Below are 27,000 nucleotides of genomic sequence, written 5' to 3' on the forward strand. Positions count from 1 at the left end.
CAGAACAGTACGGACAAAATTTGAATCAACTTCAAAAAGCTGCTTAACTTTTTGTCCAGTTTTTTATTGCAAGTTCAGATACCACCCTTGCTTACTAAGCACCAAACTACCTTGAACAACTACGATAAGGCCATTGAATGCTTATACAGATAAGACCCGGAAAACCCACTTGAGTATCATTTTCTGGATCAGAAATTTGCTGAAATATATCAAGAAGATAGTAGGCGAGGACAGCTTTTCAGTTTTATTACCTTTATTGCAATGATCATTGCTTGCCTGGGACTGCTGGCACTTTCTGTTCATACGGTGGAGTAAAGAAAGAGAGAAATAAGCATTCGTAAAGTTATGGGAGATTGTGTGTCTAGTTACCTTTGAATGGTTCATATTGATAATAATATCATTTACCATAGGAGCGTCCCTGGGGCTAATGATTATACAAAAGTGGCTGCAAGAATTCGTTTACCGCATTGCCTTATCCGTCTGATTGCTGATTCCATTGGGATTGTTTACACTACTTTTGGTACTGATAATTACGGGATATCAAACTATCAAAGCCGCTCAAACAGATCCTTCAAAATCTTTACGTCAAGAATAAAAATCTCACTCACTGAATCAAAATTGATTAATATCTAGCTATTCCTTTAGTCATTACAATGATACCAATTCAAATAAGAATATTATTTCATAAGGTTGATGATCGTGGAAGAAGATGTGCAGAAAGAGAGGTTTATCAGACTAAACTCCAATCGCTATTTTTGCAACTTGAAAGGGAAACGCAAACAAGACCAGAGCCGTTCGCTGCATTTGGTGTTAGTAACAATGCACTTCCGGGTAACCCACAAATGTTCCCAGATAACAAAGAAACGTTTGAAAATCCTACCAGTAAGCTTCTTCACGGCAAACACCCACTGAGATAAAAGTAAGTGACGCAGTCTCATTGGGGGGTGAAACATTTTGTATTTAACTGTACCAAATCGACACAAGGAGTGTACCAAAATAGAACAAGTTTTAATAAGATAGGAGCCCAAAAGATTGATAATTAATGAGTTGTGCTATTGGCACAAAGCTTGGCAATAGGATTGAGGGGAATCCCCCTCAGTGTTGGGCCCATTTATCATCAAAAATCATCACTTTAAGGCATGATAAAGAATAATCTAAAAATCGCTATACGGATACTCTGGAAAAACAAACTTTTTTCCTTAGTCAATATACTGAGTTTGTCATTAAGTATGGCGGTTGGTGTGATTCTTTTTACAGGCATAAAAGCCGATATTGACACAGACCATTTTCACCCGGAATTAAATCAACTCGTGCGGATACTTACGCAGGAAACAAAGGAGGGAGAAAAAACTAAATGGGCAACAGCTCCATTGCCATTAGCACCTCTAATGGAAAATGTCACCTTTGTTGAAAATACGGTAAAAGTACGTCTGGCAGGAAAATATAACCTGCAAACCGACAAAGGGGATGTACCTATTGATATAAAATTTTCAGAGCCTTCTTTTTTTGAAGTTTTTGGCTTCAAATTGTTGTCAGGCAATGCAAAAAGCCTTGCCAATAATCCTACCACTCTTTTTTTAACTGAAAGTACAGCAGAGAAGATATTTGGCAATGCAAATGCTATAGGTCAAACTGTTCAATTTGAAAATTTAGGTTCTTATACCGTTGAGGGAATTATCCAGGACTCTCCTTTAAGAACACATCTGCCTATTGAGGCAATGATTTCTATGAATGCTGCTGAAAAGCTTGAAAAGGAAGGAGCGATCAGTGATATATCGCAGGATTGGGAGCAATTCAAAAGTGCTGCAGTTTATGCCCGTTTGCAATCAGAAGATCATGTAAAGCAGTTCAATACAATGCTTCAAAACTATGATCAGAAACTGGACGAGAGCAATCTCCAATTTTTGGCACAACCCATAGAAGATATTACCCCCGGGAACAAAGACATTAAAAATGACCCCAATGTGGGCACCAATTGGGAGAGCATAAAAATACAGCTGTTTTTAATTCTGGCCCTGACCCTTTTATCTGCTTTCAACTATATCAGTTTGGCATTGGCGCGTGCCTTCTCTCGCGCACAGGAAGTAGGTGTTCGCAAAACGATAGGCGCAACAAGAGGACAAATTATAGGTCAATTTATAATAGAATCCACCCTTGTTTCCTTATTTGCTTTGTTATTTATATTGCCATGTGTCCAGATTTTGATGCACTATATACCTGATATGGAGTTGGTGTTTTCCTGGGATCCGATCTTAATTTTAGGCTTTTTAACCTATGCAGTGATTACTGGCCTGGTAGCGGGAGCATTTCCCTCATGGCTGTTGTCAGCGTTTCAGCCCATACAGACTTTGCGTAAAATGAAGAATGTTAAGCTGTTTCGGACCGCTTCTTTTTATAAGATATTGGTGGTTGTACAATTTTCAGTAGCGATCATGTTTATGATATTGGTTGTCATATTAGCCGATTATGAAATAAAAAGCAATGCACTCATTAGCTCAACCGTGCCATCCAATGTGCTTACGCTCGATTTAAAAGGTGAAAAATACGAAACCCTGCAAAACGAAATAAGTCGGTTAAATCAGGTAGAAACGACTTTGGCGACTAACTGGTATCATGAGCCTATTAAAATGGGCAAATCTTCAGTCACATTGAACGATAAAGTTCTGGAAATAAATTACGTAAGTATTGACCCAAAAACCCTGGAAACAGAGGGTATCAGCGTAAAATTCGGGCAAAATTTTCCTGAAGATATGCCTAAAAGTACGGAGCCGTATATTTTAGTGAATGAAGCTGCCGCAGAATTATTGGAACCTGAATCGGAGAATTTAGTAGGGCAAAATCTATTACTGGACTCTGCCTATGTACAAGTCATTGGCATTATGCCCAATGAAATTATTGGCGAACAACGCCCTTTATTGTATCGGTATTTGCCAAATGAAATAGCAGCCCTGACTATAAAGATAAAGCCAAATACTGAAGAGGAAGCAACCAAAGCCATTCAAACCTTATGGAAAAACAGTTTTCCTGAAAAAACAGCAAATCTATATAATTTAAAAGAACAGCGTTATTCAGGACCAAGCAGTGGAGATAGATTAGGTTTGTTTGGAGGCGCTGCTCTGATTGTCATGACAATCGCTGCTTTGGGCATTTTGGGCATAGCCAGTTACGCTGTAGAAACACGCACCAGAGAACTGGGTATAAGAAAAGTATTGGGAGCCAACAACTTAAAATTGGTGTGGACGGTTACCAGAAAATTTGGCAATCTTATGCTAATTGCCGGGCTTATTGGCGCTCCATTGGGCTTGTTTTGCGGTGATTTAATAAGACGGGATTTGGAAAGCAGCCTGGTTAATTTGAGTTTTATAAATATAAGTATAGGCTTTAGTTTGGTTGCTATATTCGGGTTACTGACTGTACTATCCCAAACCATACGGGCGGGGCAAATTGAACCTGTAAAAGTTTTAAAAGCAGAGTAAAAAGGTAACATGCGTGGGCCGCTTATGAGGATGGCGAGACAATTCATTCTATTCCGCAACACTTTAACGACCATGCAACGACCGACTAAATTTGTGAGAAGAAGGGCATATGTTGCTAACAAAAACGTTAAGAAATATTTTTTACCATGCTGCCAACTCAAATGCTTAATATTTTTATTTTGAACTACTATTGAATGGTTCATAAGACATCCAGTCTACCTCCAATTCATAAGGCTGTAGGGGTTTTTCAATAGAAAGAGGATTCGTTTCAACGGGCCAGTCATCGGTATGCCAAAAATTCATTCGGTAAAGTGAAGGATGCTGCGGTATTCCTCTTTTAGATCCCTGATAATCCCACAATACTATTTTTTCACCACTATTAGGATGAATCATCCACCAGCGGATGCGGTCCGCATACCAATCAAATCCATAGGTGTAAAATTGGGCAGAAGCATCATAGTCTTCAATGGCTGCAATAGTGTCTGGCTGATTTTGTGTCTCGGTTAAAGGTGTTCTCAATCCTGTGTGATTTTCTTTGTAGACAGTATTATAGATAATTCCTTTGGCCAAATTGATCGTTCTGCCAATTCGTCTAAGCTTACCTTTATGACCAGTCCATGTGCCAATGTAAATGACAGTGGGATCAGCAGGGAGCCATTCAAAGTCAATCTCGCTCAGCCCTTGTATGCTATCCATATGGTAGGTAAAATAGCCAATGACGGCTCCTACGTTAGGCTGAATATCTTTTACATGAGGGACCTTAAGCCGTGCAGCATAAGTGCCAAAATGAGTGAAGTTCTTTGAGATAATTTCTGGTCCACGTCCTGCACCCGCACTATCCTGTGGATCAATCTTAAAGGAAAGCACTTTGGCACTTTCCTCTGTCAAAGAATTCACGCCAAACTTGTATTTGAATGCGGTTTTGTTTCCGGTAGACCCATATCTGAAGTAGTTGGAAGTTGAATCAGTAAAATTCTCAACAAAAGAACTATGAAAATTTTCGGTTTGGGAAATAGCGATAAAAGGAATAAAAAATAGGGATGCTGATAAAATGAGTGATTTCATAGGGACAAAATGTTGAGCTTAAGCAACGAATCTACAAAAAAGTTGAACATGTCATGACTGATGTGAAAAGAATCAATATCGTTAAAGAAAAAGTTAGGTTAGGCCTTCACAACGTAAGTGATCAAGTAATGCTCGTTGCATGTGGTTTTCATAACCTGAGAAATGCTTACAGAACCTCTTGACAATAAATCAGAATAACATCTATTACAAAATTAAATTTTTGAATAAGCTCTTCTGCCATGAAATATCTGAATTTAACTTAGGGGTAATCTACTCCTCGGGACATAAAAGGTGTTAGCTGGGTAAGTAAAAGAGTCGTTTCGTCCTAAGTAGCTTTCATTTATGACAGAAGCTTTACTTCTTTACAATATGTTTATCAGTCAGCGTGCCATCATTGAAAAGCTGAAGACTGATAAACTCCCTGAAATAAGTTAGCTTCCGGCCCTTTTTTAAGTCTCGGATTATCTATTGGCTGATGCTTATTTACAGGTTTTACAAGATGAATACTGTTTTTTTTCTCCTTTTGTAAGATAAGTTTAGGCAATGGAAAAATGGGTGCTTACTATTCCTGACAGTTGACTGCGTCTTTCAAATTAACTAATATGGCAATTAAGAATTTTACTAAGTGCGACCAATTGTACCGAAAATACCTCTTGCTTAAGGCGAGGCTTTTCTGAGCATTAAATGCTATTTAATCTGGAGTTCCTGTACCTACAACTCACCGTTCATGGTATCAGGTAAAGTGCTGTTCCGAAAGTAAATTTTCAGGATTATAACGTGTGGTGTTAATGATAAATAGTTTATGTATCCCCAGCCAAAACTACAGTACAATGATCGCACTTTCAAACTTACCTCTCATACACGTAAGTGTAGTATGGGTATGTCAGTGATGATATATCCTGATGTTGGAAACTCAATGGACTAATGAAGTACTGTTGAGTTTTCCTTTTTTCTTGCGCTATAGCGTAAATAAATGATTTGAAACCTCTCCTTCAAACTAATATATGCTCACCATGGAAACCATAAATTTAGATGGATACTTTAAACAGGCGAGAGATCAAAAGCACACATCTACCTGACTACTGATCACGCTGTACTATCTTATATGCCTTACAGAGTAGTGACATTCTACCGCCTGATGAGCCTGGTAAAGCAGCTAAAGCCGCTAGCAATCTGCTTTATTATATACTAATAAATTATGAAAAATGATTGGCTAAAAAGCAGCTTGGTGCTGCTGTGTTTTATGCTAATCTCGCCTTGGGTAAATGGGTAACTATACTAACGGAAATACAAAAAGTATTGGGGTCAGAAGGTGCTACGGGTGAATTTTTGTCAGAGCAGTAGCCATCTTGAGCTGCCCGGTGATTGTGGGAGGCTTTCAGAGAGCCTAGTAGTGGCTTGGCTTATATCTATGGGCGTGTGTCAGTCATTGATTTTACGGATAAAATCATGAAAACCAGTCACCAGCTTTACAGCCAGGCCCTTTGAGTAGTGACTTAAGCAGAAAGATGTGTGCAATCTGCCGCTACTCAAACATGGGTCCGTTTCGCCTCATCTGTCAAGGCAATGCGAAATACAGAAATGAATAGATAAGCATGCGGGAAAGCCGAAACCCGATGACAGTAGGCAAAAAAATGATTACCATTATGAAACTAAAAGTCATTGGCTTTGGCCTGGGTCGTACCGGGACCTACTCATTAAAAACTGCGCTGGAAGCATTACAACTGGGCCCTTGCCACCACATGGAACGTGTGGCCCAGAACATGCCGGTTCAACTGCCTTTATGGAACGAGGCTTTGGATAATTCGCCCAACTTTGAAGCTATTTATGCAGGTATGCAGAGCGCCGTTGACTGGCCTACCGCTGCCTTTTACCAAGAGCTGTACGCTACCTATCCGAATGCCAAATTTATCCTAACCCACCGGAGCAAAGAGTCCTGGGCCGAAAGCTTTGGCTCTACGATCTATAAACTGCTTGCCGAGCGGGAAAAAGCACCGCCTCCGGTGCAGGAATGGCTTAATATGGTGGTGAAAACGATCAAAAATTCAGGTTTTCCCATGGGCCTGGATTTCGCCGGTCTGGCAGAAAGGTATGAAGCCCATAACCAGGTTGTACAGGATCTGATTCCGGCTGATCAACTGCTGATCTACCAGGTGAAGGAAGGCTGGGAGCCTTTGTGCCGGTTTTTAGGGTTAGACGTCCCCACCACTGAATTTCCCCGCACCAATAACCGCGAAGAATTCTGGGACCTGGTCAACGCTGCTACCAAGCCAGCATCCTGAGACGGGTCAAACCGCAACCAAATATTTCAACACTATCCTAACCAATGCAAACATGAAGACAGTAGGTATCATCGGCGGCGCCGGATTCATCGGCAGCTACGTCACCAAAAAATTTCTTGAGAACGGCTACAAGGTCAAAGTATCGGCTTACGATATTTCCCGAAAAGAAAAGTATGCGCACCTGGCTAAGCTGCCTCATGCAGAAAACATGAACCTTGTTCCGCTGGATGTGCAGGACCAGGCACAACTGCAGTCTTTTGTAGACGGCTGCGAAATGATCGTGCATGGCGGCACGCCCTTCCAACTGGATGTGGCCGATCCAGGCAGGGACCTCTTTGACCCAACAGTAAAAGGTACCGAAAATTTCCTTGCGATAGCCAGCCAGTCGTCTGTCCTGGAGAAGGTAGTCTTCATCGCTTCGGTAGCGGCCTTTAATACCAATTTTCCCCTGCCGCCCAAAGGTAAAAAAGAAGGCGATCAGATTACCGAGGAAGATACGCCGTACTTCAGCGAGCAAAACCACCCTTATACCCAGGCCAAGTTTGTAGCCAACCAGACGGTAGAAAAATTCATCAGCGAGCATGCTGATCCGGGCTTTGAAATCACCACCGTATCACCGGTCGGGGTGATGGGGATGGCTATGTCAGACCGGGAAGATTCTACCTCTATGGGTTTGCAGTACCTTATCAAGCACAAGATCGCGCCAAATGATTTTATTAAGACCCTTTACGATCTGGATGTGTACTGGGCCCTGGTAGATGTAGAAGATGTGGCTGAGGGAGTTTACAAAGCTGCCATAACTAAAGGAATACACGGCAGAAACTACCTGCTCACGAGCGAAAGCTACAGGATTTCGGTTCAGTACCTGATACTCAACCAGCAGGAGCCTGCCGGCCAGCCAAAAATCATTTACAGCAACGATCTGGCGCGCAAAGGACTGGGCATCAGCTTCCGGCCGGCCAGTGTACCGCTGCGGCAATACAGTAGTGGAGATGCTGCGCAAATATCATAAGTGGAACCTGACCCGACACAAAATGAAGCATAAACAGCGCGAATGACTGAGCATTTTAAACCATTGAATTATTTGTTATGACCTGAATGACGTGTCTTACAGCATACCCTTAATCACAACCATCATCACTGCCGAATTTGAATAAATCATTACCAATAACTACCTATATGTATTTCTATACGCATACACTTACCCTATTTCCGCAGCGCTTTAGCAGTATTAGCCGCTTTAGGCTCTACCGAACTCTTACTGCTTTTACACTTCTCCTTCTGCTTTCGTTGGCAACCTCGCCAGCGCAGGCCCAGCGGGTTAATGAGTTGCCCCCCGTGGAAGGCTTTACCTTTGATGCCGCTTCCGGCGACCAGATCAAATATGCCGTTGATGGAAATAACATGGCGCGAGCAGTCCTGGATAAAACTGGCGGTCTGGGCTCTAAATCCGTGTCTTTGGTAAAACTTGAATTTTTCTCTCTCACCGATCAAGGATGGAAAAAAGATAGGGAATTTGACCTCTCGGCTGAGGCTGTTTATGTCATCAAAGATTTGGATTTAAGTGGAAGGCTATTGGTGCTAGGAGCTAAAACTGCTGGTATTGGCAGAGATTATGCCTACGTATTCAGAAAAGATGATGAAGATAACTGGAAATCAGCGGCTAGACTACAAACTAACTTAGCAGGAGAAATTTCTTCTGCCACTGATGTTGAAATCCTGGATACCGGTAATCCGGCCACTTCCCTGGTAGCGATTTCTCAGATCTATAGTGTTAACGTGCCTCAACCTGGAAGCTTCATTGCAGGGGTACCAGGGAAAGCTTTTGGGGTGGTGCTGTTTAATTTTAACAGCAACTGGCAACCGGTGGCGTATGAAAACTTAGGTTCAGTCGCCCAAGGCGGCCTCAGGGGACTGGTGTTCTATCGATTCCCACTTAATTATGGGTATAGGGATGTTTCCTTTCAAATGGCCCTTTCTCAAAATCATTTGGCGGTACTGTATAATAAGCCGGCAGGGGCAATTGGAAAGTCGCAAGCCATTTCTATCCTTGAACGGGCTGACTTTGGATTTAGCAGCAGCTTTGGGATACTTGTTGATGGACGTTACAGTTTGATTCGTACTGCTCCCTATAAACTACTTGAGGTGAGTGCCACCGATGAGACAAAGCTAAGGGAAGCTGTTCCCTTGAACGGTGGGGAAATCCGTTCAGGTAAAAAAATAGAAATTATAGACGACTACCTGGCCTTTGTCTATAAGACTGAAGGCGGGCAGAACTACATACAGGTGGCCGAACTGGACAAACTCAATGATCAGACTTTATTCCAGAATAGTTTTACAGAAATTGAGCCGGATGGTGAATCGGCAGGCTTTGGCGAACACCTTGATTTTGCCAAAACGCTGGATGCAGAAAGCCGGCCTACTTATTACCTGGGGGTAGGTGCGCCCTTGTCTTCTTCTGTACAGGGGGCAACTAACCTGGGTGCTATTTACCAGTACAGTTACACCGGAACCGGCAAATGGGGTACGACCCGGCCCTTCAGCACGTTTACGCAAAACAGCAATAATTTCCGGCTGGGTAATTTCGTCGGCTATTCCAGCTCCGGTTTGGTGGCCCCGTATATTAACAACAGGGCAGTCTACTATGACTTCCTGCCCAACGTACCCGAGCTGTCAGGCTACAGCAACAGCCCCGATCAAATCACGCTCAATGTGAAGGAAAGTAACAGTGAGGATGACCTCGGAGGTGGGGTTTTTGATGCAACAGCTTTTTCGCTGCTTCCCCGGGAAGGCTTGGGTTTTGATCCCGATAATGTTACCGGTAGTTTTGATATTGAACGCAGTACCCTTGGGCTCGGCATAGACAATTACGCCAGCTTTCGGGTAACCGCCAACAATGCGTTTGGGGCATCACGCCCGCTCTTTGTAGGCGGCTATTTTAAAGGTGACGGTGAGATTAGCGGCCGGGTAGAAAGTGCCGATGGCCGGGGCGTAGAAGGCGTGATCGTACAAAGTCCGGTGCAGGATAGCTACCTGGCTTTTAGTCAGAATGCTCCCGACCCGCTTCCCAATCCGGTAGAGTTTTCCATTCAGGAGTTTCCTGATGCATTTACCGTGGAGACCTGGATACGGACTACCGCCAGCAGCCAGGGCGAGTACTTTCTCAACTATAAAAGCGGGACAGCCAGTGAGTCGCTGCTGATGGGAATTGAAACCGACGCCAACCGGCCGGCGGTCTGGATCAATGGCAACAAGCTGACTTTTACTGATGCAGCTGATTTATCTTCCGCCTCAGATACCAGCTGGAACCACGTAGCCCTGACACGCTCCGGTACGAATGTACAACTCTACCTGAATGGTGAACCGGCCGGAAGTGCTACTATGGGCAACGAAGAAATGCCTGATGTGGGCACCCTGGTACTTGGTAAAGCCGACGACAGCTTCGGCGGCGACCAGACGCCCGAACAGTTGAAGGCGCGCTACTTCAAGGGCGGCATGGATGAACTGAGGATCTGGAAGCGGGCCCGTACGGCCAGAGAAATCAGGAACTGGTACAATACGGTCGTCAAAGACAAGGGGGAGCGGGAGGATTTACTGCTGCAGTACAGCTTCAACGAGCAACAGGAAAACATCGCTGCCTTTTTTCGGGTCATCTACAACGAAAAAGCCAACGACGGAGGCAGCGGTCCCTTTTACCACGGCCTGCTGTTCAGCGGTACCGACGCCCCGGAGTACCGCCTCACGGGTGGACTTGACCTGCTCAAGTCAGTACTGAGTGACCGCAACGGACTGTACAACTTTAGCAGCCTTGTACCGGGCAATACCTACAGGCTTACCCCCAGTACCGAAGGTGGTACCCAGGGCTACGAACCAGCCGAACAAACCATTGCCCTAACTACCAGCCAGGCACAGGTCAACAACATCAATTTTACCGACACCACAGCTTTTGTCGTTAGTGGCACCATTCGTTTTCCCTACCAGAACACTACGATTCCCGCCAAAGGCATCACACTGGTGGTAGAAGGTTCTGACGGAAGTACCCTGCTGGCCGATTCGGTAGTTACGGATGAAGATGGATCTTATGTAGTGGGCCTGAAAGCCGGGGAATATACCATCACCCCCCGCTATCAGGATCATACCTTTACGCCCTCCAGCGTAACGGTGTCGGTGCCTAATGATATCGCTACATCTTTTGATTTTACCAATACCACTACCCGCAGTATTGCCGGAAAGTTTGTAGGAGGAAGTTGCGAAATTGATGTGGGCGGTGCCACCCTGGATATAGTAAGCCTGGATGCCGGTATTGTTTTAGAAAATATTACGACCAGACTGCAGGATGGCGTACACCGCTTTTCGGTGAATGATATCCCGGCCCTGGTGGATGATTCTCTCCTGGTTACCATCACTTCACTGGCCAATGACAGATTGGTACTGGAAAAGCTGGTACAGGGAGAAGGAGGATTCCTGGATGCAGAACAGCCAGCCTATGTGGACGCTGATGATGCAGAAGTCAACTTCTTCTACCGGGCACCCACGGAAGTCAGTATTGTTTTTCCACCCTCCTTAGAGGCGATTGAGTGCTACGAGAATACCTACCTGATGCAGGAAAACCAGTTTGCCAGCCTGAAAATCAGTGCTATAGAAACCTACGAGGGCGTAATTTGCCAGGTAGATTCAGCTGTAGTACGGATCTTTGACGACATCAGTGACCGGCCCGACAGCCTCAGCTACATTACTTCAGCCAACTTTGAGAACTTTAGCTACAGCCTAAGGGCAGGAAACCCCAATGTAGTGGGTGGCGGCGACCGCCCTTACCAGAAAGCCCTGCAGATAGACGTGACAGCTCCCGGCGGGCCTACCGTCACCAATACCATATGGGCAGTGGTAGAAGGTAGTACACCCAGAGTAGGTCAGCCTTTTGTATCCACTTTTCCTGCCAACGTACCACTCTTTATCCTGCGCGACCCACCCGGCGACCGAAGCTACAGCTTTATCGAGCAAGGCAATACCTTTACACGTAACCTGAGCATTTCTACCGGAGGTAGTGGAAGCATAGGCACAAAACTTACGATCGGAGATCCGGAAACTACGCCCTACGCTAAACTCGGCATTGAGACTGAATTCTCCGGAGCAACTTCCAATTCTTTTAATATGTCGTTAACGACCCGGGAAAGGATAGAAACATCCAGCGAAGACGGGGTAATGCCCGGAAAGCCCAGCGATGTATTTGTAGGAACCAACCTGAATATACTGTACGGCCTGACGGATGTGCTCAGCTTTAATCCGGAAATTTGTAAAGCTACCCTCACCCAGGACATCAGCTGGATACCCGGAGAAGTTGAGTCCACCTATCTCTACACCTACAATGAAATTCAGACCGTGGTCATTCCTGAACTCAAGGAGACTTTATCCATCACCGACGATCCTGAACAGGTGGCTTCGTTGGAAACCTCTATCAAAGACTGGGAACAGCTGTTAGAATACGATGATTTCCTGCACGAAGAGGCGGTAGCGGTTGACCCGGTTGAAGAAAACCGAAGTTTTGGCGCGGAATTAGGAACTTACCAGAGTAGTACTTCCTTCACGACTACCTCTACCGATGCTTATAATTTTTCTTCCTCATTTAAATTTGGTCTTGAGATAGGTGTTGGGGTAAGTATTCCCATCCCTTTCCTGGGCTTCGTGAAGATTACAAAAACTCAGTTCACCACCAAGTTTGGCGTCCAGAGCAATCAAACAGGCTCCAGCGGTAACGAAGATTCCTTTGAGGTGGGGTATGTACTGAATGATGATGATCCCGGTGATCTGTTTTCGGTGAACATCACCAAAAAGATGGAAAACAGGCCCCTGGCCGGAGATGAATTAGGAAGGGCCGGTGATGTTTTCCAGGCTAATACACCCTTGACCAATACTACGCCTTTCTTTGACCTGATCGCCGGGCAATCAAGCGCGCCCTGGGAAGGACTGCCTTCCGTACCGCGGGATTCTGCCCAGATCATCGTCACGCCTCGTCGTCAGGCAGATGTACCAGTTGATGGGGAAGCTGTTTTTACCCTCAATGTAGCCAATCTGAGCCAGGCGACTACCGGCAATATACGGGATATTGAAGTGCGGGTGTTACCGGGTTCCAATCCTGACGGGCTCATCATCAGCACTGGTTCCGGCAATATTACAAGCAACGCAGGCATACTGCTGGAAGACGTGGGCCCCAACGACAGCCGTACCATCACCCTCACCGTTAAAAAAGGGCCGTTGGCTTATGATTACCAGGATATAGCCGTCGTCGCCTTGTCTCCTTACGAACTGGCGGCTACGCTGGGTAACCAACGCTTATCCGATACCGCCTTTTTCTCGGTCAGCTACGTAGCTCCCTGTGAGCCGGTATCCGTATTTCGTCCTGAAGAAGGCTGGGTGGTCAATAGCACTAGCAATGATTCCCTGCGGGTCATTGTGGATGAGTACGACAAAAGTGCCATTCAGGAAGTAAGCCTGCAACTGAGAAGCTTGCCCACCGGCACATGGCGTACTATGCGCACTTTGACCGGTGAAGCACTGGCCGACAAATACACGGCCCTCTACGTAGACATTTCCTCCCTTGCTGACGGGAGCTATGCCTTCAGAGCGCTCACCCAGTGCCAGGGCGGGCAGGTGTATTCAGATGTCTTCACCGGCTTTATTGATCGCTCCGCGCCAGTAAGCCTGGATGCCCCGCTACCTGAGTTTGGAGAGCTGAGCCCGGAGGACGTCATTGCACTCAACTTCAACGAGGATATTGATCCTGTGACCATCAATACCAACAACCTGATCCTGACCAATGCGACTACCGGCGATACCCTGGAGGTAACCCTCAGGAACAATGAGAGGCGTATCATCATGGATTTTGACGCCAGTGATCCTGCTTTGGAAAACCAGTTGCTGCAGGCCAGCGCCCGCGGTATTGCCGATAAATACGGCAATGTAATCGCACCAATTAAATGGGAGTTTGTAGTGAACCGCAGCCCCATCAGCTGGGAGTTGCCCCGCATCATAGAATACATGCAAGTCGGGGAGAACTTTGCCTTTGATGCCCGTATCCAGAACAATGGCAGCCAAACCATCGCCTTTGAACTGGCAGAGCTGCCTAGTTGGCTGGAAGTGATCACCGAAAGAACTTTGTTGCTGGCCGGTGAAAGCTTGTTCATCAGCTTCCGGGTAAGCAATCCCGCTGCCCTCACGCTAGGCAATGTGTACGAGGAGACGATCTCGCTCAACACTGCACTGGGTAACGAGCCGCTGGATATCATCCTGGAGGTAGGCTGTGCCGCCCCCGACTGGACCGTAGATGCCACTGCCTTCACGCACTCTATGAAGTTGCAGGCCGGTGTATATGCTGAGCAGTTTTCAGTCACCGGCCCCAATGATCTGGTGGCGGCCTACGTGGGCGATGAACTGCGGGGTGTAGCGGAAGTCTACAAGCTGGTGCCCGATGATGAGTATGCAGTGTACCTGGATATCTACAGCAATCTGCTACAGGGAGAAGAAGTAAGCTTCAAAATCTGGGATGCTTCCGAATGTGAGATCATGGATGTCAGAGAGACCTTCACTTTTGAAGCCAGTACCGAAATAGGTTCGGTCACCCGACTGGAGCCGCTCAGCATCGGAGGAATCAACTACTTGCAGATACCCCTGCAGGCTGGTGTCAACTGGATATCCTTTAATGTTGCGCAAAGCGATATGTCCCTGAATACCCTCATCAGAGATGTAGGCCTCACTGATGGAAGTATACTCAGCGCACATGATGGTCAATATGCGGAATTTGCCAGCTTTGAAGGCTGGAAAGGGACACTGAAAGAAGTGAAGCCCGGCGTACTTTATAAATTGACTGTACCGGAAGTAGCCTTCCTGAAAATGAGCGGTAAGCTGGCTGAAAATCAGGTGAATGTAAGTGCCGGCTGGAACGGCATTGGTCTGATCAAAGAAACCCCCAGCCCGCTGGCCCAGGCACTGGGCAGCTTTACCGTGAGCGAGGGTGACATCATTCGCGGACAGGATGCTTCGGCCACTTACAGCGGAGGTGCCTGGCAGGGTAGTCTGCAGCAACTCTCCCCCGGAGAAGGGTATATGTTCAAAAGTGGCTCTGCAGGCATCCTGGAATTTGCCCGTTCCAACGGACACCCTCTAGCCAGGACACACGAAACGAGCCAGTGGAGCTTCAATGCAGCAGACTATGAGCAGTACATGACGGTGACAGGGGTACTGGAACTGGACGGTGTAGAATACCACAAGGATGATGCAATCATCGGAGCTTTTGTGGGAGATCAGAACCGGGGCTTTGCCCAACCCATCAAGGTACTCAACCGCTGGATGTACTTCCTCACAGTCTATGTCAACAGTATTGATGATACGCTCACCTTCCGCATGCAGCGCAATGGTGAAGAGCAGCTACTGGAGCAGACCCTTGCCTTTCAAAGTGAAGGAGCAGAAGGACAATTACGTAGCCCCTTCGTCTTCAGTCAGATCAGTGAGGAAGTGCTCAGAGCACAGAACTTCGCCCCGCTGTCTATCCAGATCAGCGACACCACCCTGCTCAGCGATGCCGCCAGCACCACCATAGGTATACTACTGACACAAGATCCTAACCCAGGCGATCAGCACAGCTACCAGCTGGTTGAAGGTGAAGGTGGGAACGACAATAGTCTGTTTTCTATTGTCAACGATGAACTGGTCAACAACCAGGCCATCACCTACCAGCCCGGAGAGAGCAATACCTATTCCATCCGGGTTCGCGCTACGGACAACGGAGGAGAGTCTATTGAGCGAGTACTGACTATCAAGGTGACCAATGCCAGTAACAGTGAGCCTACCGCCATCAGCCTGAGCAGCAATTCACTGCTCTTTGACCAGGATGCCGGTACCTTGATCGGCGATCTCTCGGTAGAGGATGCTGATGCAGCCGATGTACACAGCTTTTCCATTCTTAGTGTCAACAATGACGCGACCAGCGAAATATTCCGGATTGAAAACGGCCAGCTGCTTTCCAATGTCGTCTTTACCCAGGATATGATGGGCAGTTACGAACTGGTAGTATTTGTAGAAGATGGCAATGGGGGCAGCCTGCAGCAGGTGCTCACCGTAGAAGTAACCGACCAGGTCACCAGTGTGAATGATACCGTGCAGGGCGAACTTGCCCTGGGGGCCTTCAAGCCCAACCCTACACGCGGGAACGGTAGCTTTACTTACTATCTGCCTTCACCTTCCAAAGTGACCATCCGACTGAGCGATATGGTAGGCAGGGTATGGCAGGAGATTGAAAAAGACCAGTTACCCGGCTCCTACCAGATTAGCCTGGACCTGAGTAATCTGCCCCAGGGCGTTTATCTCTACTCCATAGAAACCGAAGGTGAGAAGTCCCAGATGTTAACCCGAAGGGTAATCAAATACTAATTTCTAAGCGCACCGGCAGCCGTTTAATGGTTGCCGGTGCTTTTAAACCAATAATCAAAATGACAAGATATTTTATCATCCTACTAATAGGCTTCTTCCTGTTTTCGTGCGGTGAAGAAGAGGGAACTACTCCTCAACCCGATGAACCCAGCGAGCAGGAGAAAACGGCGGACAAGCTTGAAGGTAGCTGGACCTTGAGCGAGGTACAGCAGAAACCGGAAAATATAGATGTGGCACAACTGCAGGGTTTTCAGCTCAGCTTTGATGTAAACGCCCAGAAAACCGGTGGTGCTTTCCAGGCCAGCAGTACCTCCGGTTTGATTGGCCCGGAAGGACAGTGGGCCTTTGTAGGCACCAGCATCACAGATATCAACCTGACCGCCCACAGTGGCAGTGTAGGCACCCTGGAGATTAGCCTGAATGGCAATCAGTTGCAACTCAATTTCTCTACCCCCTCAGAACCTCTGTCTCGCAGTCAGGGGTTGGATGGAGACTACCAGCTGCTGATGACGAAGTGAAATGTCCGGGTGGGTAATTTCCTGTAACATAGCAAAACAGATTAGCCCACAAGCAGGCATAGTAAAATTAACCATACTACGGTACATTTCCGGTTTGTGGAGACACAAACCGGGGCACAGACGCCGTGGGCTTGTGTCCCACAGCCCACTATCAGATAATGTACCGCAGTATAAAAATTAACTTATCCAAACCCTATCAAGTATGAAACCTGAATATTTTTTATTACGACCTGAAGTTGAAAAAGCTTATGGTTATTCGCACGCAGTAAAAATTGGCGACAGCATCAAAGTTTCCGGTGCGGTCAGCATGGACGACGAAGGCAACCCGACTGCCGTCGGTGATTTTGAACAACAGATGAAAAACTGCTATGCCGACCTGGAAAAAATACTGAGCCACTACGGATGCACCTTTGATGATGTGGTGGTGGAGAATATTTTCACTACTGACATGCCCCTGTTTCTGGAGAAATCGGGCTACCGTAGTGAAATCTACACCCATCATTTTCCGACAGGTTCCTGGCTGGGCGTAAAGGAACTGGCCCTGCCTGGTCTGATGATAGAGATTGAACTGGAAGTGCATGTGGCAGAGTAAGTAGAGCGCATACATGCCTAACGCTTATTACCTATTAAAAGCATAACAATAGCCGGATAATAACATCAACCTCATTGTACAACGAACACGGGTGAAAGCTGAAAACCACAAAAAGTAAGCATTTACTAATCAATTAAAGATCATGAAAACATTCCTGAAACAAAAGCCAGTACTACTGGCATTTTGCCTCTTGGCCATGGCCGCACAAAGCTGTAGTAATGAAAAAGCAGTAACTGAGGAGGTAGAAGGATTTGACCTGGAAACCGCCAGGGCTGAAATTCAGGCCGCCAATGAGAATTTTATGGCCCTGGTAGCCGCTGGCGATTCGGTAGGGCTAGCCAACGCCTACACTGTTGATGCTCAGTTCATGTCCGCGGGCGCACCAGCAGTTAAGGGCCTTGAAGCGATACTATCGGCCATGTCGGGCATTGTCCAGTCCGGGATTACCGGCGTAGACATCAGGCTGGAAGAAGTGCATGGCACTGAAGAACTGCTTGCCGAAGTGGGTGTATTGAACCTTTACGTTGGTGATGAATCGGTAGCCGAAGAAAAATACATCGTACTCTGGAAAAAAGAAGACGGGAGGTGGAAATTATTCAGGGATATTTTCAACTCCAATTTACCCGCCGAATAAAAACTCTATAAAAATTTCATCACCATTTAAAATCAGAAATCATGACAACAGCGCAAAATGTTCAGATTATCAATTCTTTGTACAATGCTTTTTCAACCGGAGACATGCCAGCTGTGCTGGGATTGATGCATCCCAAAATTGAGTGGAACGAAGCCGAGAGCAATTCGCTGGCCGATGGTAACCCCTATATTGGGCCGGATGCCATTCTGGAAGGGGTATTTGCACGGCTCGGGGCCAATCACGAGCACTTTGGACTCAAGGACATTCAAGTGCATGGCATGGATGAAAGCAAGGTCTTGGCTACACTCCGCTACGATGCCAAAGTGAAAGCCACGGGCAAGGCTTACAATGCCCAGGCCGCCCATTTATGGACGCTTGATGATGCTGGAAAAATTATCGCATTTCAGCAATACGTAGATACCAAAAAGCTGTCAGAGGCGGAAAGTTAATGCGCCGGGCTGCCACTTCCAGGTGATAAATTGCTAGTACCACTTTCGGAATACTGGCGATCGCCATATCAATCTAAACATTTGAAATATGGAAAATCAAGACAAGCCATCTTCAAGAAGAAGTTTTCTTAAGCAAGGCTCCTTTGCCGGATTAGGTTTGACAACCGCTTTGATGTCCTCTTGCGAACAAGCAAAACAGCACGAAGAAATAAAGGAAGTCGGTGAATTAAATGAAAGCAGTAAAAAGCTTTTATCTCTTTTCAATTTGAAGTATCCATTTTTCCAGGGGGCCCCCGGAGGTGAAAAGCTGGCTGTCGCGATTGCAAATGCAGGGGGAATGGGGTCTATTCAATTCACATGGACTTCCTCTGATGAGGCCTACGAAACAAGCAGAAGGCTGAATGAAGCAACAAACGGGAATTACTACGCTAATTACATTCTTCATTTTGAGCCTAAATCAATAGATAATGTATTAGAAGCAGGTTGTCAGAATTTTCAGTTTTCATGGGGTTTACCGAGCCAGGAAGTTATTTCAAAAATAAGAAATGCAGATGCAAAATTTGGCATACAGGTATCGAGTAGAAAAAACGCAGAAAAAGCGTTGGAATTAAAACCAGATTTCTTGATTTGTCAGGGGTTAGAGGCTGGTGGGCACATTCAGGCAACACAATACAATAAATATGCATTGCCTCAGGTATTGGAAGTAGCTGGAGAAATACCTGTGTTAGTTTCTGGAGGCATCAGTACTGGTGAGGATATTCGGGCGGCGATCAATAATGGGGCTGCAGGAGTTGTTATGGGTACTCGATTTATTTCCACTAAAGAAAGTAATCTAACTGATGGTTACAGACAAAAGTTGCTTGAAGCTGGAGAGAACAGTACTGTCTATACCAATTGTTTCAATCAGGACTGGGATGCTATGCATAGAGTTTTGAGAACTAGCACATTTCTCAATTGGGAGGGCGAAGGTTGCCCTCCAAAAGGAAATAAGCCAGGAGAAGGAGAAGTGATAGCAAAAACATCCTGGGGTGGTGATATTCTTAGGTATTCAGGACGCAGGCCGGTGGAAGGGGATACTGGAGATTTAGGGAGCATGTGTATGTATGCAGGAGAAGGAGTAGGTAAAATAAAGGATATTCCGACTGCATCTGAATTAATTGAACGACTATGGGAAGAATTTGAAAATAAATAGAGGAGGCCTTACTCAACAATGGCTATAAGTAATTACCTGTTTTCGCCTTGGTATATACTGGCGAAGTGGTTTACTAAACCATGTAACTACCCATGATTGCACCCTTATGCTTTATGATGCTTATAAATGAAATGATAATGACATCTATCAAATGATAACCTCACCCTAATATGAAAAAACATGCAACCGCAGGCAGAAGAACTTTTATGAAAGAAGCTGCCCTTGTATCGGCAGGGATCGTGACCACTCCTTTGGTCAGCACTGTTGGTCCTGCCTCCCTGAAAGAGCAGCAAAGCATCTATCTGATCGGGCCGCAAAAGGGCTATTCTCCGCAGATCTGAACCCTGCTCTCCACCATGACCATGATGCGGACATGGGTTATTGATACGGTGAAAAATCTGAGCGTAGAACAACTGGATTTCCAGCTTGATGAGAAGTCCAACTCGGTAGGGGCCATGTTGCTGCATCTGGCTGCTACGGAGCGGTATTATCAGCTGCATACCTTTGACGGGCTTGAATGGGGTACCTGGAGCGATGACATCAAACAGGAATGGGATGTAGCCTCTGCCCTTGGCGAAACAGCGCGGGAACAGATCAAGGGAAACAAGCTTGAGTTTTATCTCAAAAAGCTGGAAGAGGTGAGGGAAATCACCAGAAAAGAATTTGCCCAACGGGACGATGAATGGATCATGCAATCAGATCTGTTTTTTGATAACCAGCCTACCAACAATTACTGCAAGTGGTTCCATGTATGCGAACATGAATCCAACCATCGCGGACAAATGAAATTCATCATCAGCAGGCTGCCCAAATAAAACATAGCCCTGAACTAAAACCAAGCTAAATCAAACCGGCATGAAAGGACTACTTGTATTTTTCATATTCTTCTTCAGGCTGTATCCCGGAGAGCTGTTAATGGCACAACAGAGAACCGGATACCAGGTATTTGAGGACATTCCCTATGCGGAGGATAGGGAACAGAAAATGGATATTTATCTGCCTGATAAGGAAAAAGCGAACGGGAATAAAGACTTCACCATCGGTTTTCTTCATGGAGGGGCCTATTACGCCAGCGATAAAAAACGGGAGGAGAGATACATAGAGCCGTATCTGAAAAAAGGGTTTAATGTGGTCAACCTTAATTACAGGTTGAAAAGGGGGATACCCTTGGCTACCAGTGACCTTACGCATGCTTTGAACTTTTTAAAAGCCAGACAGAGCGATTACAGCTTGAATCTCTCCGGAATAATCGTGACGGGTTTTTCCGCCGGGGCACAAATTTGCACCAACGTTGCCCTCGCTCAAAACAACCGGGAATTTCCCGAAACTTTGGATGATGGGATTGACATTACAGGAGTCATCAACTTTTCCGGCCCGGTAGGCGACCTGGAGTTTATAGAAAAAATATTCATAGATCACGAGAATGAGTCGTATAGTACGGCAGGCAAGGCACTCTTCCCCGCTGAAGGCTACGCCAGCAAAGAGGTTTTAGCAGTTTACGAGCCCGCAACCTACTTTGATGATGAAGACCCACCGGTTTTCCTATGGCATGGAGGCATGGATGACCAGATACCACCTGCCACTTTCCGGCAGTTTGTTTCCATGATGAGAGAGGACAAAGATTTCAGGATGTTTATCCCTGACGGAAAGCATAGTCCAAATCAGGAAGAGTTTGATGAGGCTTATGAAGAGATATTCGAGTTTTTACAGGACTTGTAAATTAAATACCAGGAAGTCTCTGGCTCTGTTTACTTTGAATTTTGAAGAATCTTCAAATAGCTGAAAATCATAATCTTAAAGAACTTTGGACTTTTAACCTTAAACTGTAAAACTACTTACCTTCCGGAGTACACATATTCCAAAAACGCAACATGAAAAAATATCTTTTCACCTCGCTTTTATTCATGTCCACATTCCTTTTGGCAGAAGCACAAACGAGAATCATTGACATGCATATCCATTCCTACTCCGAGAGTGACTTTGGCGAAAGACAACCCGCTACAGATCATTATGGAAAAAAAGGTTCAACGAATGCTGAAGCACATCGCCTGGAGACTTTCAAAGTGTTTGAGCAGTTCAATATTGTAAAAGCAATGGTCAGCGGAAACCCTGAGAGTGTAAAAACCTGGGCGGAAAAGGACATATCCGGTATAGTGATTAAAGGGATACTGCAGTTTGCACCGGATACTTACGATATGGATACGGTACGTTTTGAGCAAATGATTAAGGATGGCGAAATTGAAATTTTCGGGGAATTAGGCCCTTACTATAGCGGCACCACGCTTAGCGACCCTGAATGGCAACCCTACCTGAGAATTTGCGAAAAGTACGACATTCCGGTAGCTGTCCATACTGGAGGTGGCGACCCGGGCGGTACCTACAGCTGGGCACCCAAAGCACGGCTTTCAATGGGTGATCCTTATCTCATTGAAGATGTACTGGTGAACTATCCCAAACTCAGAATTTACATCATGCATGCCGGAGGTGAAGACTGGCCGGAGCATGCCATCCGGCTGATGGCCTATTATCCACAGCTTTACACCGATCTGGGTGTGATGCTATGGGTAGAACCCAATACCCAGCGGTATATCACAGAATTCCTCCAAAACGTCAAGCAGGCAGGGTACCTGGATCGCGTCATGTTTGGCTCTGACCAGATGAAATGGCCTTATGCCATTGAAAAGTCAATAGACTTTCTGAACAGCCAGTACTTCCTCAGCGAAGAGGAAAAAGAAGGTATATTTTATGGGAATGCAGCGAGATTTTTGAAGTTGGAAGATTAATCGTATGGCTTCCTTTTAGAGTGCATAGCTGGCTACTTTGAGGAAGAGTGGAAGCATTGAAATCAATGTTTAACTATTGAATCTCTCGCAATTATAAGACTAATCCTTTTAAGTATGAAAAGTCTGCCTTTTTTGATTACTCTGGTGTTTTCTACTTCTGTTTTCGGACAGACTGAAAAAGACAAATATGCTGAAGATGTCAAGTCAATAGATGCCATCATCAATGCCTATTACGATGTAGTTTCAGGTTCCGCTGATGAGCCCTGGGAATTTGAGAGAGACAAATACATTCATTCAGAAAATGCTTTTATCACTCGTCTTGACGAAAATGGAGAAGCGGAAACGCATTCACTGGAAGCGGAATATATTCCACTGGGACTATCACCCAAAGAGGACTTTTATGAAAAAGAACTGAAAAGAAAAGTTAGCCGATATGGAAATGTCGCGCAGGTCTGGAGTGCATTTGAAATAAGAACTGATCCAAAAACTGAAACCCTAATCAGGGGACTGAATAGCATTCAGCTACACTACGAAAATGGTCGCTGGTGGATAGATAGCTGGACTTGTGAAATGAAATCAGAAAAAAACACGAATGTGACTGATTTTTTGAAAATAGAATAAATCCTTATGCCATATCAACTATAGCAAATACGGATTAACTGCATAAAAATGAATACATGACAACTTAGTTGGACTGGTTTACTCCTTGTTGAATTGGAAATATAGAGTTACCTGAATCCTGAGCATCAGACCATAAGCAGTTTTGATTCTGGTTGATGTAATTCCAATGAGATTCCGTTTGTACAGGCAGCGCCTGACAGCAATTTGAAGTCAGATAAAGATCATTTCCCATGAAAAAAATAACAGTATCTGATCAGCTAAATACGACACCTGAGAGAATCATGCAGATCGCTACGGGTTTCTGTTCCTCTAAAATACTGATGTCTGCCGTGAATTTTGGGCTGTTTACCCTACTGACTGAAAAGAAGTCTATGTCGGCCCGGCAGATCAAATTGCAGCTGAATTTCAAATGCACCGACCGTCAGCTGTATGATTACCTGGACGCCCTGCTGGGAATGGGTTTTCTGCAAAGGGAAGGTGTCCTGAGCTCCGCCATCTATTACAATAGCACCGAGACTGATAGGTTCCTGGATAAAAATAAGCCGCTCTATATGGGGACCTACATTGAACTGCTCAATGACCGCCTGAACGGGTTCTGGGACCACTTTGAAGAGGGCCTACTGACCGGCCAGTCTCCAGTTAATTTTCAAAACGAGCATTACTTTTTTGAGGAGATACAACAGGATCCTGTCAGGCTCAAGGGCTTTGTCAATGCCATGAACGGTATGCAGATGGGTAATTTTGAGGCCTTCGCCAGCAAGTTTGATTTCTCCGGCTACACCACCCTGACGGATGCTGGTGGCTGCGGAGGACTGCTCTGCCTGACGGTGGCCCGTCAGCATCCGCATATGCATTGTATCAGTTTTGACCTGCCGGCCCTGCAGCCTATCGCCCGGTTCAGTATTCAGGAGGCAGGGCTGGAAGAAAGGGTCAATGCGGTAAGCGGAGATTTCTTTGTGGACCCACTGCCGGAAGCAGAGGTAGTAGTCATGTGTAACATACTGCACAAATGGGATGAAAAGAAAAAACTAGAGCTCATGAAGGCTGCTTATGAAGCTTTACCGCCGGGTGGTGCCCTGGTAGCGATTGAAAATATCATTGACAGCGAAAGGAAAAACAATGTCTTTGGACTGATGGTGAGCCTCAATATCCTGTTTGAAGCCGAAAGCGGTTTTGACTATACCTTCTGGGATTTTCAGCAATGGGCTAACCATACCGGCTTTTCATCTGCGGAGATCATCCCGCTGGCCGGAGCCGATAGTGCCGTCATTGCCTACAAATGAACCATCAGTTTCAGAGGGTTTGTATCCTTTTCATCAGCAGCTCCTTGTAGGTTTTACTGACCGGAATCACTTTCCCCTTAATTTCCAGGTGTTTCTCCCCTAAAGCGTCTATGGTGGAGAGATTGACCAGGAAAGATCGGTGTACCCTGATGAAAATCGTGGAAGGGAGCTTATCTTCCAGCTGTTTGAGCGTACTTACGACCAGGTAAGACTTATTGATGGTCAGCACCTGGCAGTAGTTCCGCTGCGCTTCCAGGAAGAGGATGTCTTCAAACATCAGTTTTACCATCATCCCCCGGTGGCGCAAAAATATCCGGTCGTCCAGTACCTCAGCTATGGTCTGTTCGGGATTTACCTCGGTTACTTCATCCTTCATATTTTCTACCACCAGGGCAATGGTACGCTGCAGGTTAATCTTATTGAAAGGCTTACTGATGAAGGCATAGGGCTGCGTATCTTTAGCCCGTGCGAAAGTGGCATCGTCGGTATTAGCGGTTAGGAAGATGATGGGAATCGGCCGACGCTGCCGGATCGTCCGGGCTGTCTCAACCCCGTCAATAGCGCCTTTAAGTTGAATGTCCATCAGGATGATGTCAGGAATATTTTCCCTGGCATGCTGAATAGCCTCTTCTCCCCGGGTCTCAATGCCGCATACTTCATATCCCAGCTTGCTGAGCTGTAGTGACAGGTTGGAAGCAATGATCATATCATCTTCCACGATGAGGATACGTGTTTTTTCGCTCATGCTGCTTTGCTCATTTGAAATTCAAACTGAACAGTAGTGCCCTGCTGCATATCCAGGCGCATCTTTCCCTCAAGTTGACGGGTAAGCAACCTGACCAGTTCAGAACCAAAACCCTTGCTTTCATGACTTTCTTCCTGCCTGCGGCCCACTCCATTATCAGCCACCTCCAGGAGAAGCAGTTTATCCTTTTGCGTCAGCGAGATACTAATATGCCCTTTTCTTCCGTCAGGAAAGGCATATTTCAGGGCATTGGTCAGCAGTTCATTGACAATCAGGCCTACAGGTATTGCCATATCCACATCTACTTCAATGGCAGCCATATCACAGCGGAGCTGTACGCGTTCTTCGGCAGCGTACATGTGAATGACGTAACTTCCCAGGTTGAGGAAATAGTCCTTCATCTCTATGGTGGAGAGGTTTTCTCCCTGGTAGAGTTTCTCGTGAATGATACTCATGCTCTGCACCCGGTTCTGGTTTTCCACCATTACTTCATGTAATTGTCCGTCCTGCTCGTGGGCCTGTAGTGATAACAGACTGGATACTACTTCCAGGTTGTTCTTTACCCGGTGATGAATTTCCTTGAGCAGAAACTCCATCTCCTGGTTTTTTCTGGCCAGGATGAGATTGTGTTTCTTTTTTTGCTGATAGGTCTGGTATAAAAATAGCAGAAAACTCGCCAGTAAAACCAGTATGATGACCATCAAGAACTGAAATGTGGCCTGTTGTTTTAGTTGGTTTTGCTGTAGCTGTATGGTATTTTCTTTTTGAACTACCTCCAACTGGGTTTGTAATTCAGCTAAGCGCTGGTCGGCATCAGAGGTAAAAACCTGGTCCTCCAACAGATCATGCTGTTGCATGGCCCGGTAGGCTTTGTCATACTGCGCCTGCCCCTCATAGGCAGTAGCCAGGGCTTCATATACCTGGTTTAGAAAAAACTTATCGCCAAAATCCTCGGTGGCTACGCTGAGGCTCATTTGCAGGCTTTCTTCTGCTTCTTCGTATTTCGCTTCCTGGTTGTAAATCTTACCAAGCGATAGGAGGGACCGCATGATCATGAAGTTATTTTCCAGTAATCTGGCGTATTTGAGCGCCTCCTGGCCCGCTTTCTCTGCTTCAGGTAAAGTTTCCTGGGAAGCATAAAGATCCGCCAGCGAGATATATACGTCGCTCAGATTATTATAAAAGCCATATTGCTCTCCCATCCTAATTGATTTTTCATAGTAATCCAGCGCTTCCTGGTGCCGATTGAGCGCCAGGTAATTGTTGCCGACCAGGTAGAGCGTAAAATCATAATCCAGGTCCTGTATACCTCTTTTTTCATAAAGCGCGATGGATTCCAGGCTGTATTCCAGCGCCTGTTCAAATTTTCCCTGTTTCCAGAACAGACAACTCAGGTCACTGTAAGCCATGGCTTTTGCTCTGTCCAGTCCGATTTTTTCGCCCAGCTGTAGCGTTTGCATGGCATAAGAAGAGGCTTTATCCAGCATGCCCCGCCTTTCGTATACATAGCCCAGGTTGGTGTACAGTAGCCAGCGGTCAGCAGGTAAAACCTTATCTATGGCTTCATTCAATACTTCTTCGGCCAGGTCCAGCTTTTCCATGCGCAGCAGTACGGCTCCCTGAGAAATCTGAAATTTGCCTTCCCAGCGCTGGTTGTTCAGTTGCCGGGCGAGGCCCAAGCCCTCTTCAATATAATCCAGCGCAGTATTAAGATTACGGGTATGGTAATAGTAACCCAGATCGTTCAGCAGCTGAAGCTTCAGGCTATCCAGGGGCAGCTGAGATACAGCCAGCTCAAGTTCGCTGAGGTAGGTGGTATCAAAATCGTCAGTTTCCTCAAAAACCGCAAGGTAAGGAATAGCTCGGCTGAAATCCAACAGTTGCGAGTAAGCTGCCTGATTGAGAAGAAGAAAAAAGGTCAGCCAACACAACTTCAT

General features: G+C 45.9%; 18 protein-coding genes. 15 read left to right on the forward strand and 3 right to left on the reverse strand.

Going from position 1 to position 27,000, the window contains the following annotated elements:
- Positions 1-1,217: 1,217 nt before the first annotated feature.
- Positions 1,218-3,476, forward strand: a complete 2,259-nt coding sequence (locus WJR50_RS31095; protein WP_341297238.1) for an ABC transporter permease — start codon at positions 1,218-1,220, stop codon at positions 3,474-3,476.
- A 174-nt stretch (positions 3,477-3,650) separates the two neighbouring features.
- Here WJR50_RS31095 and WJR50_RS31100 read toward each other — a convergent pair whose 3' ends face one another.
- Positions 3,651-4,541 carry a glycoside hydrolase family 16 protein gene (locus WJR50_RS31100; protein WP_341297239.1) on the reverse strand — a complete coding sequence of 297 codons (891 nt, stop codon included), beginning with the start codon at positions 4,539-4,541 and terminating at the stop codon, positions 3,651-3,653.
- Between the two features lie 1,646 nt (positions 4,542-6,187).
- Between WJR50_RS31100 and WJR50_RS31105 the strand changes: the two genes are divergently transcribed.
- The 14 genes from WJR50_RS31105 to WJR50_RS31170 all read left to right on the forward strand — a co-directional run bounded on the left by WJR50_RS31105 (position 6,188) and on the right by WJR50_RS31170 (position 24,318).
- Positions 6,188-6,823: a sulfotransferase family protein gene (locus WJR50_RS31105; protein ID WP_341297240.1), complete on the forward strand. Its 636-nt coding sequence runs from the start codon at positions 6,188-6,190 to the stop codon at positions 6,821-6,823.
- A gap of 52 nt (positions 6,824-6,875) precedes the next feature.
- Complete coding sequence (locus WJR50_RS31110) at positions 6,876-7,835, forward strand: NAD-dependent epimerase/dehydratase family protein (protein ID WP_341297241.1); 960 nt, start codon at positions 6,876-6,878, stop codon at positions 7,833-7,835.
- A 167-nt stretch (positions 7,836-8,002) separates the two neighbouring features.
- The gene (locus tag WJR50_RS31115; protein WP_341297242.1) at positions 8,003-16,246 is read left to right on the forward strand and encodes a LamG-like jellyroll fold domain-containing protein; all 8,244 of its coding nucleotides are present in this window, start codon (positions 8,003-8,005) and stop codon (positions 16,244-16,246) included.
- A gap of 59 nt (positions 16,247-16,305) precedes the next feature.
- Positions 16,306-16,764 carry a hypothetical protein gene (locus tag WJR50_RS31120; RefSeq protein WP_341297243.1) on the forward strand — a complete coding sequence of 153 codons (459 nt, stop codon included), beginning with the start codon at positions 16,306-16,308 and terminating at the stop codon, positions 16,762-16,764.
- A gap of 202 nt (positions 16,765-16,966) precedes the next feature.
- Entirely contained in the window at positions 16,967-17,356 is a 390-nt protein-coding gene (locus WJR50_RS31125; protein ID WP_341297244.1) for a RidA family protein, read from the forward strand.
- Positions 17,357-17,498: 142 nt separating this feature from the next.
- Positions 17,499-17,990, forward strand: a complete 492-nt coding sequence (locus tag WJR50_RS31130; protein ID WP_341297245.1) for a YybH family protein — start codon at positions 17,499-17,501, stop codon at positions 17,988-17,990.
- Between the two features lie 41 nt (positions 17,991-18,031).
- Entirely contained in the window at positions 18,032-18,439 is a 408-nt protein-coding gene (locus WJR50_RS31135) for a nuclear transport factor 2 family protein (RefSeq protein WP_341297246.1), read from the forward strand.
- Positions 18,440-18,527: 88 nt separating this feature from the next.
- Positions 18,528-19,631: an NAD(P)H-dependent flavin oxidoreductase gene (locus tag WJR50_RS31140; protein ID WP_341297247.1), complete on the forward strand. Its 1,104-nt coding sequence runs from the start codon at positions 18,528-18,530 to the stop codon at positions 19,629-19,631.
- A gap of 170 nt (positions 19,632-19,801) precedes the next feature.
- Positions 19,802-19,972, forward strand: coding sequence for a twin-arginine translocation signal domain-containing protein (locus WJR50_RS31145; RefSeq protein ID WP_341297248.1), 171 nt, complete (start codon positions 19,802-19,804; stop codon positions 19,970-19,972).
- 15 nt (positions 19,973-19,987) lie between these two features.
- Complete coding sequence (locus tag WJR50_RS31150; RefSeq protein ID WP_341297249.1) at positions 19,988-20,446, forward strand: DinB family protein; 459 nt, start codon at positions 19,988-19,990, stop codon at positions 20,444-20,446.
- 40 nt (positions 20,447-20,486) lie between these two features.
- A complete protein-coding gene (locus WJR50_RS31155; RefSeq protein ID WP_341297250.1) occupies positions 20,487-21,350 on the forward strand; it encodes an alpha/beta hydrolase fold domain-containing protein in 864 nt (287 codons plus the stop codon).
- Between the two features lie 185 nt (positions 21,351-21,535).
- Positions 21,536-22,414 carry an amidohydrolase family protein gene (locus tag WJR50_RS31160; RefSeq protein ID WP_341297251.1) on the forward strand — a complete coding sequence of 293 codons (879 nt, stop codon included), beginning with the start codon at positions 21,536-21,538 and terminating at the stop codon, positions 22,412-22,414.
- A 114-nt stretch (positions 22,415-22,528) separates the two neighbouring features.
- Entirely contained in the window at positions 22,529-23,035 is a 507-nt protein-coding gene (locus WJR50_RS31165; RefSeq protein ID WP_341297252.1) for a hypothetical protein, read from the forward strand.
- 230 nt (positions 23,036-23,265) lie between these two features.
- Positions 23,266-24,318: a methyltransferase gene (locus tag WJR50_RS31170; protein WP_341297253.1), complete on the forward strand. Its 1,053-nt coding sequence runs from the start codon at positions 23,266-23,268 to the stop codon at positions 24,316-24,318.
- A 10-nt stretch (positions 24,319-24,328) separates the two neighbouring features.
- On the opposite strand, the gene WJR50_RS31175 is transcribed toward WJR50_RS31170, so the two are convergent.
- Positions 24,329-25,063 carry a LytR/AlgR family response regulator transcription factor gene (locus WJR50_RS31175; RefSeq protein WP_341297254.1) on the reverse strand — a complete coding sequence of 245 codons (735 nt, stop codon included), beginning with the start codon at positions 25,061-25,063 and terminating at the stop codon, positions 24,329-24,331.
- Positions 25,060-27,000, reverse strand: coding sequence for a tetratricopeptide repeat protein (locus tag WJR50_RS31180; protein ID WP_341297255.1), 1,941 nt, complete (start codon positions 26,998-27,000; stop codon positions 25,060-25,062). The genes WJR50_RS31175 and WJR50_RS31180 overlap by 4 nt, the downstream gene beginning before the upstream one ends.

The organism is Catalinimonas locisalis, from assembly GCF_038039535.1.
Lineage (GTDB): Bacteria > Bacteroidota > Bacteroidia > Cytophagales > Cyclobacteriaceae > Catalinimonas.

Coding starts and splice junctions, on each gene's coding strand:
- WJR50_RS31100 (WP_341297239.1), bottom strand. CDS start 4,541: ATGAAATCACTCATTTTATCAGCATCCCTATTTTTTATTCCTTTTATC.
- WJR50_RS31105 (WP_341297240.1), top strand. CDS start 6,188: ATGAAACTAAAAGTCATTGGCTTTGGCCTGGGTCGTACCGGGACCTAC.
- WJR50_RS31110 (WP_341297241.1), top strand. CDS start 6,876: ATGAAGACAGTAGGTATCATCGGCGGCGCCGGATTCATCGGCAGCTAC.
- WJR50_RS31115 (WP_341297242.1), top strand. CDS start 8,003: ATGTATTTCTATACGCATACACTTACCCTATTTCCGCAGCGCTTTAGC.
- WJR50_RS31120 (WP_341297243.1), top strand. CDS start 16,306: ATGACAAGATATTTTATCATCCTACTAATAGGCTTCTTCCTGTTTTCG.
- WJR50_RS31125 (WP_341297244.1), top strand. CDS start 16,967: ATGAAACCTGAATATTTTTTATTACGACCTGAAGTTGAAAAAGCTTAT.
- WJR50_RS31130 (WP_341297245.1), top strand. CDS start 17,499: ATGAAAACATTCCTGAAACAAAAGCCAGTACTACTGGCATTTTGCCTC.
- WJR50_RS31135 (WP_341297246.1), top strand. CDS start 18,032: ATGACAACAGCGCAAAATGTTCAGATTATCAATTCTTTGTACAATGCT.
- WJR50_RS31140 (WP_341297247.1), top strand. CDS start 18,528: ATGGAAAATCAAGACAAGCCATCTTCAAGAAGAAGTTTTCTTAAGCAA.
- WJR50_RS31145 (WP_341297248.1), top strand. CDS start 19,802: ATGAAAAAACATGCAACCGCAGGCAGAAGAACTTTTATGAAAGAAGCT.
- WJR50_RS31150 (WP_341297249.1), top strand. CDS start 19,988: ATGACCATGATGCGGACATGGGTTATTGATACGGTGAAAAATCTGAGC.
- WJR50_RS31155 (WP_341297250.1), top strand. CDS start 20,487: ATGAAAGGACTACTTGTATTTTTCATATTCTTCTTCAGGCTGTATCCC.
- WJR50_RS31160 (WP_341297251.1), top strand. CDS start 21,536: ATGTCCACATTCCTTTTGGCAGAAGCACAAACGAGAATCATTGACATG.
- WJR50_RS31165 (WP_341297252.1), top strand. CDS start 22,529: ATGAAAAGTCTGCCTTTTTTGATTACTCTGGTGTTTTCTACTTCTGTT.
- WJR50_RS31170 (WP_341297253.1), top strand. CDS start 23,266: ATGAAAAAAATAACAGTATCTGATCAGCTAAATACGACACCTGAGAGA.
- WJR50_RS31175 (WP_341297254.1), bottom strand. CDS start 25,063: ATGAGCGAAAAAACACGTATCCTCATCGTGGAAGATGATATGATCATT.
- WJR50_RS31180 (WP_341297255.1), bottom strand. CDS start 27,000: ATGAAGTTGTGTTGGCTGACCTTTTTTCTTCTTCTCAATCAGGCAGCT.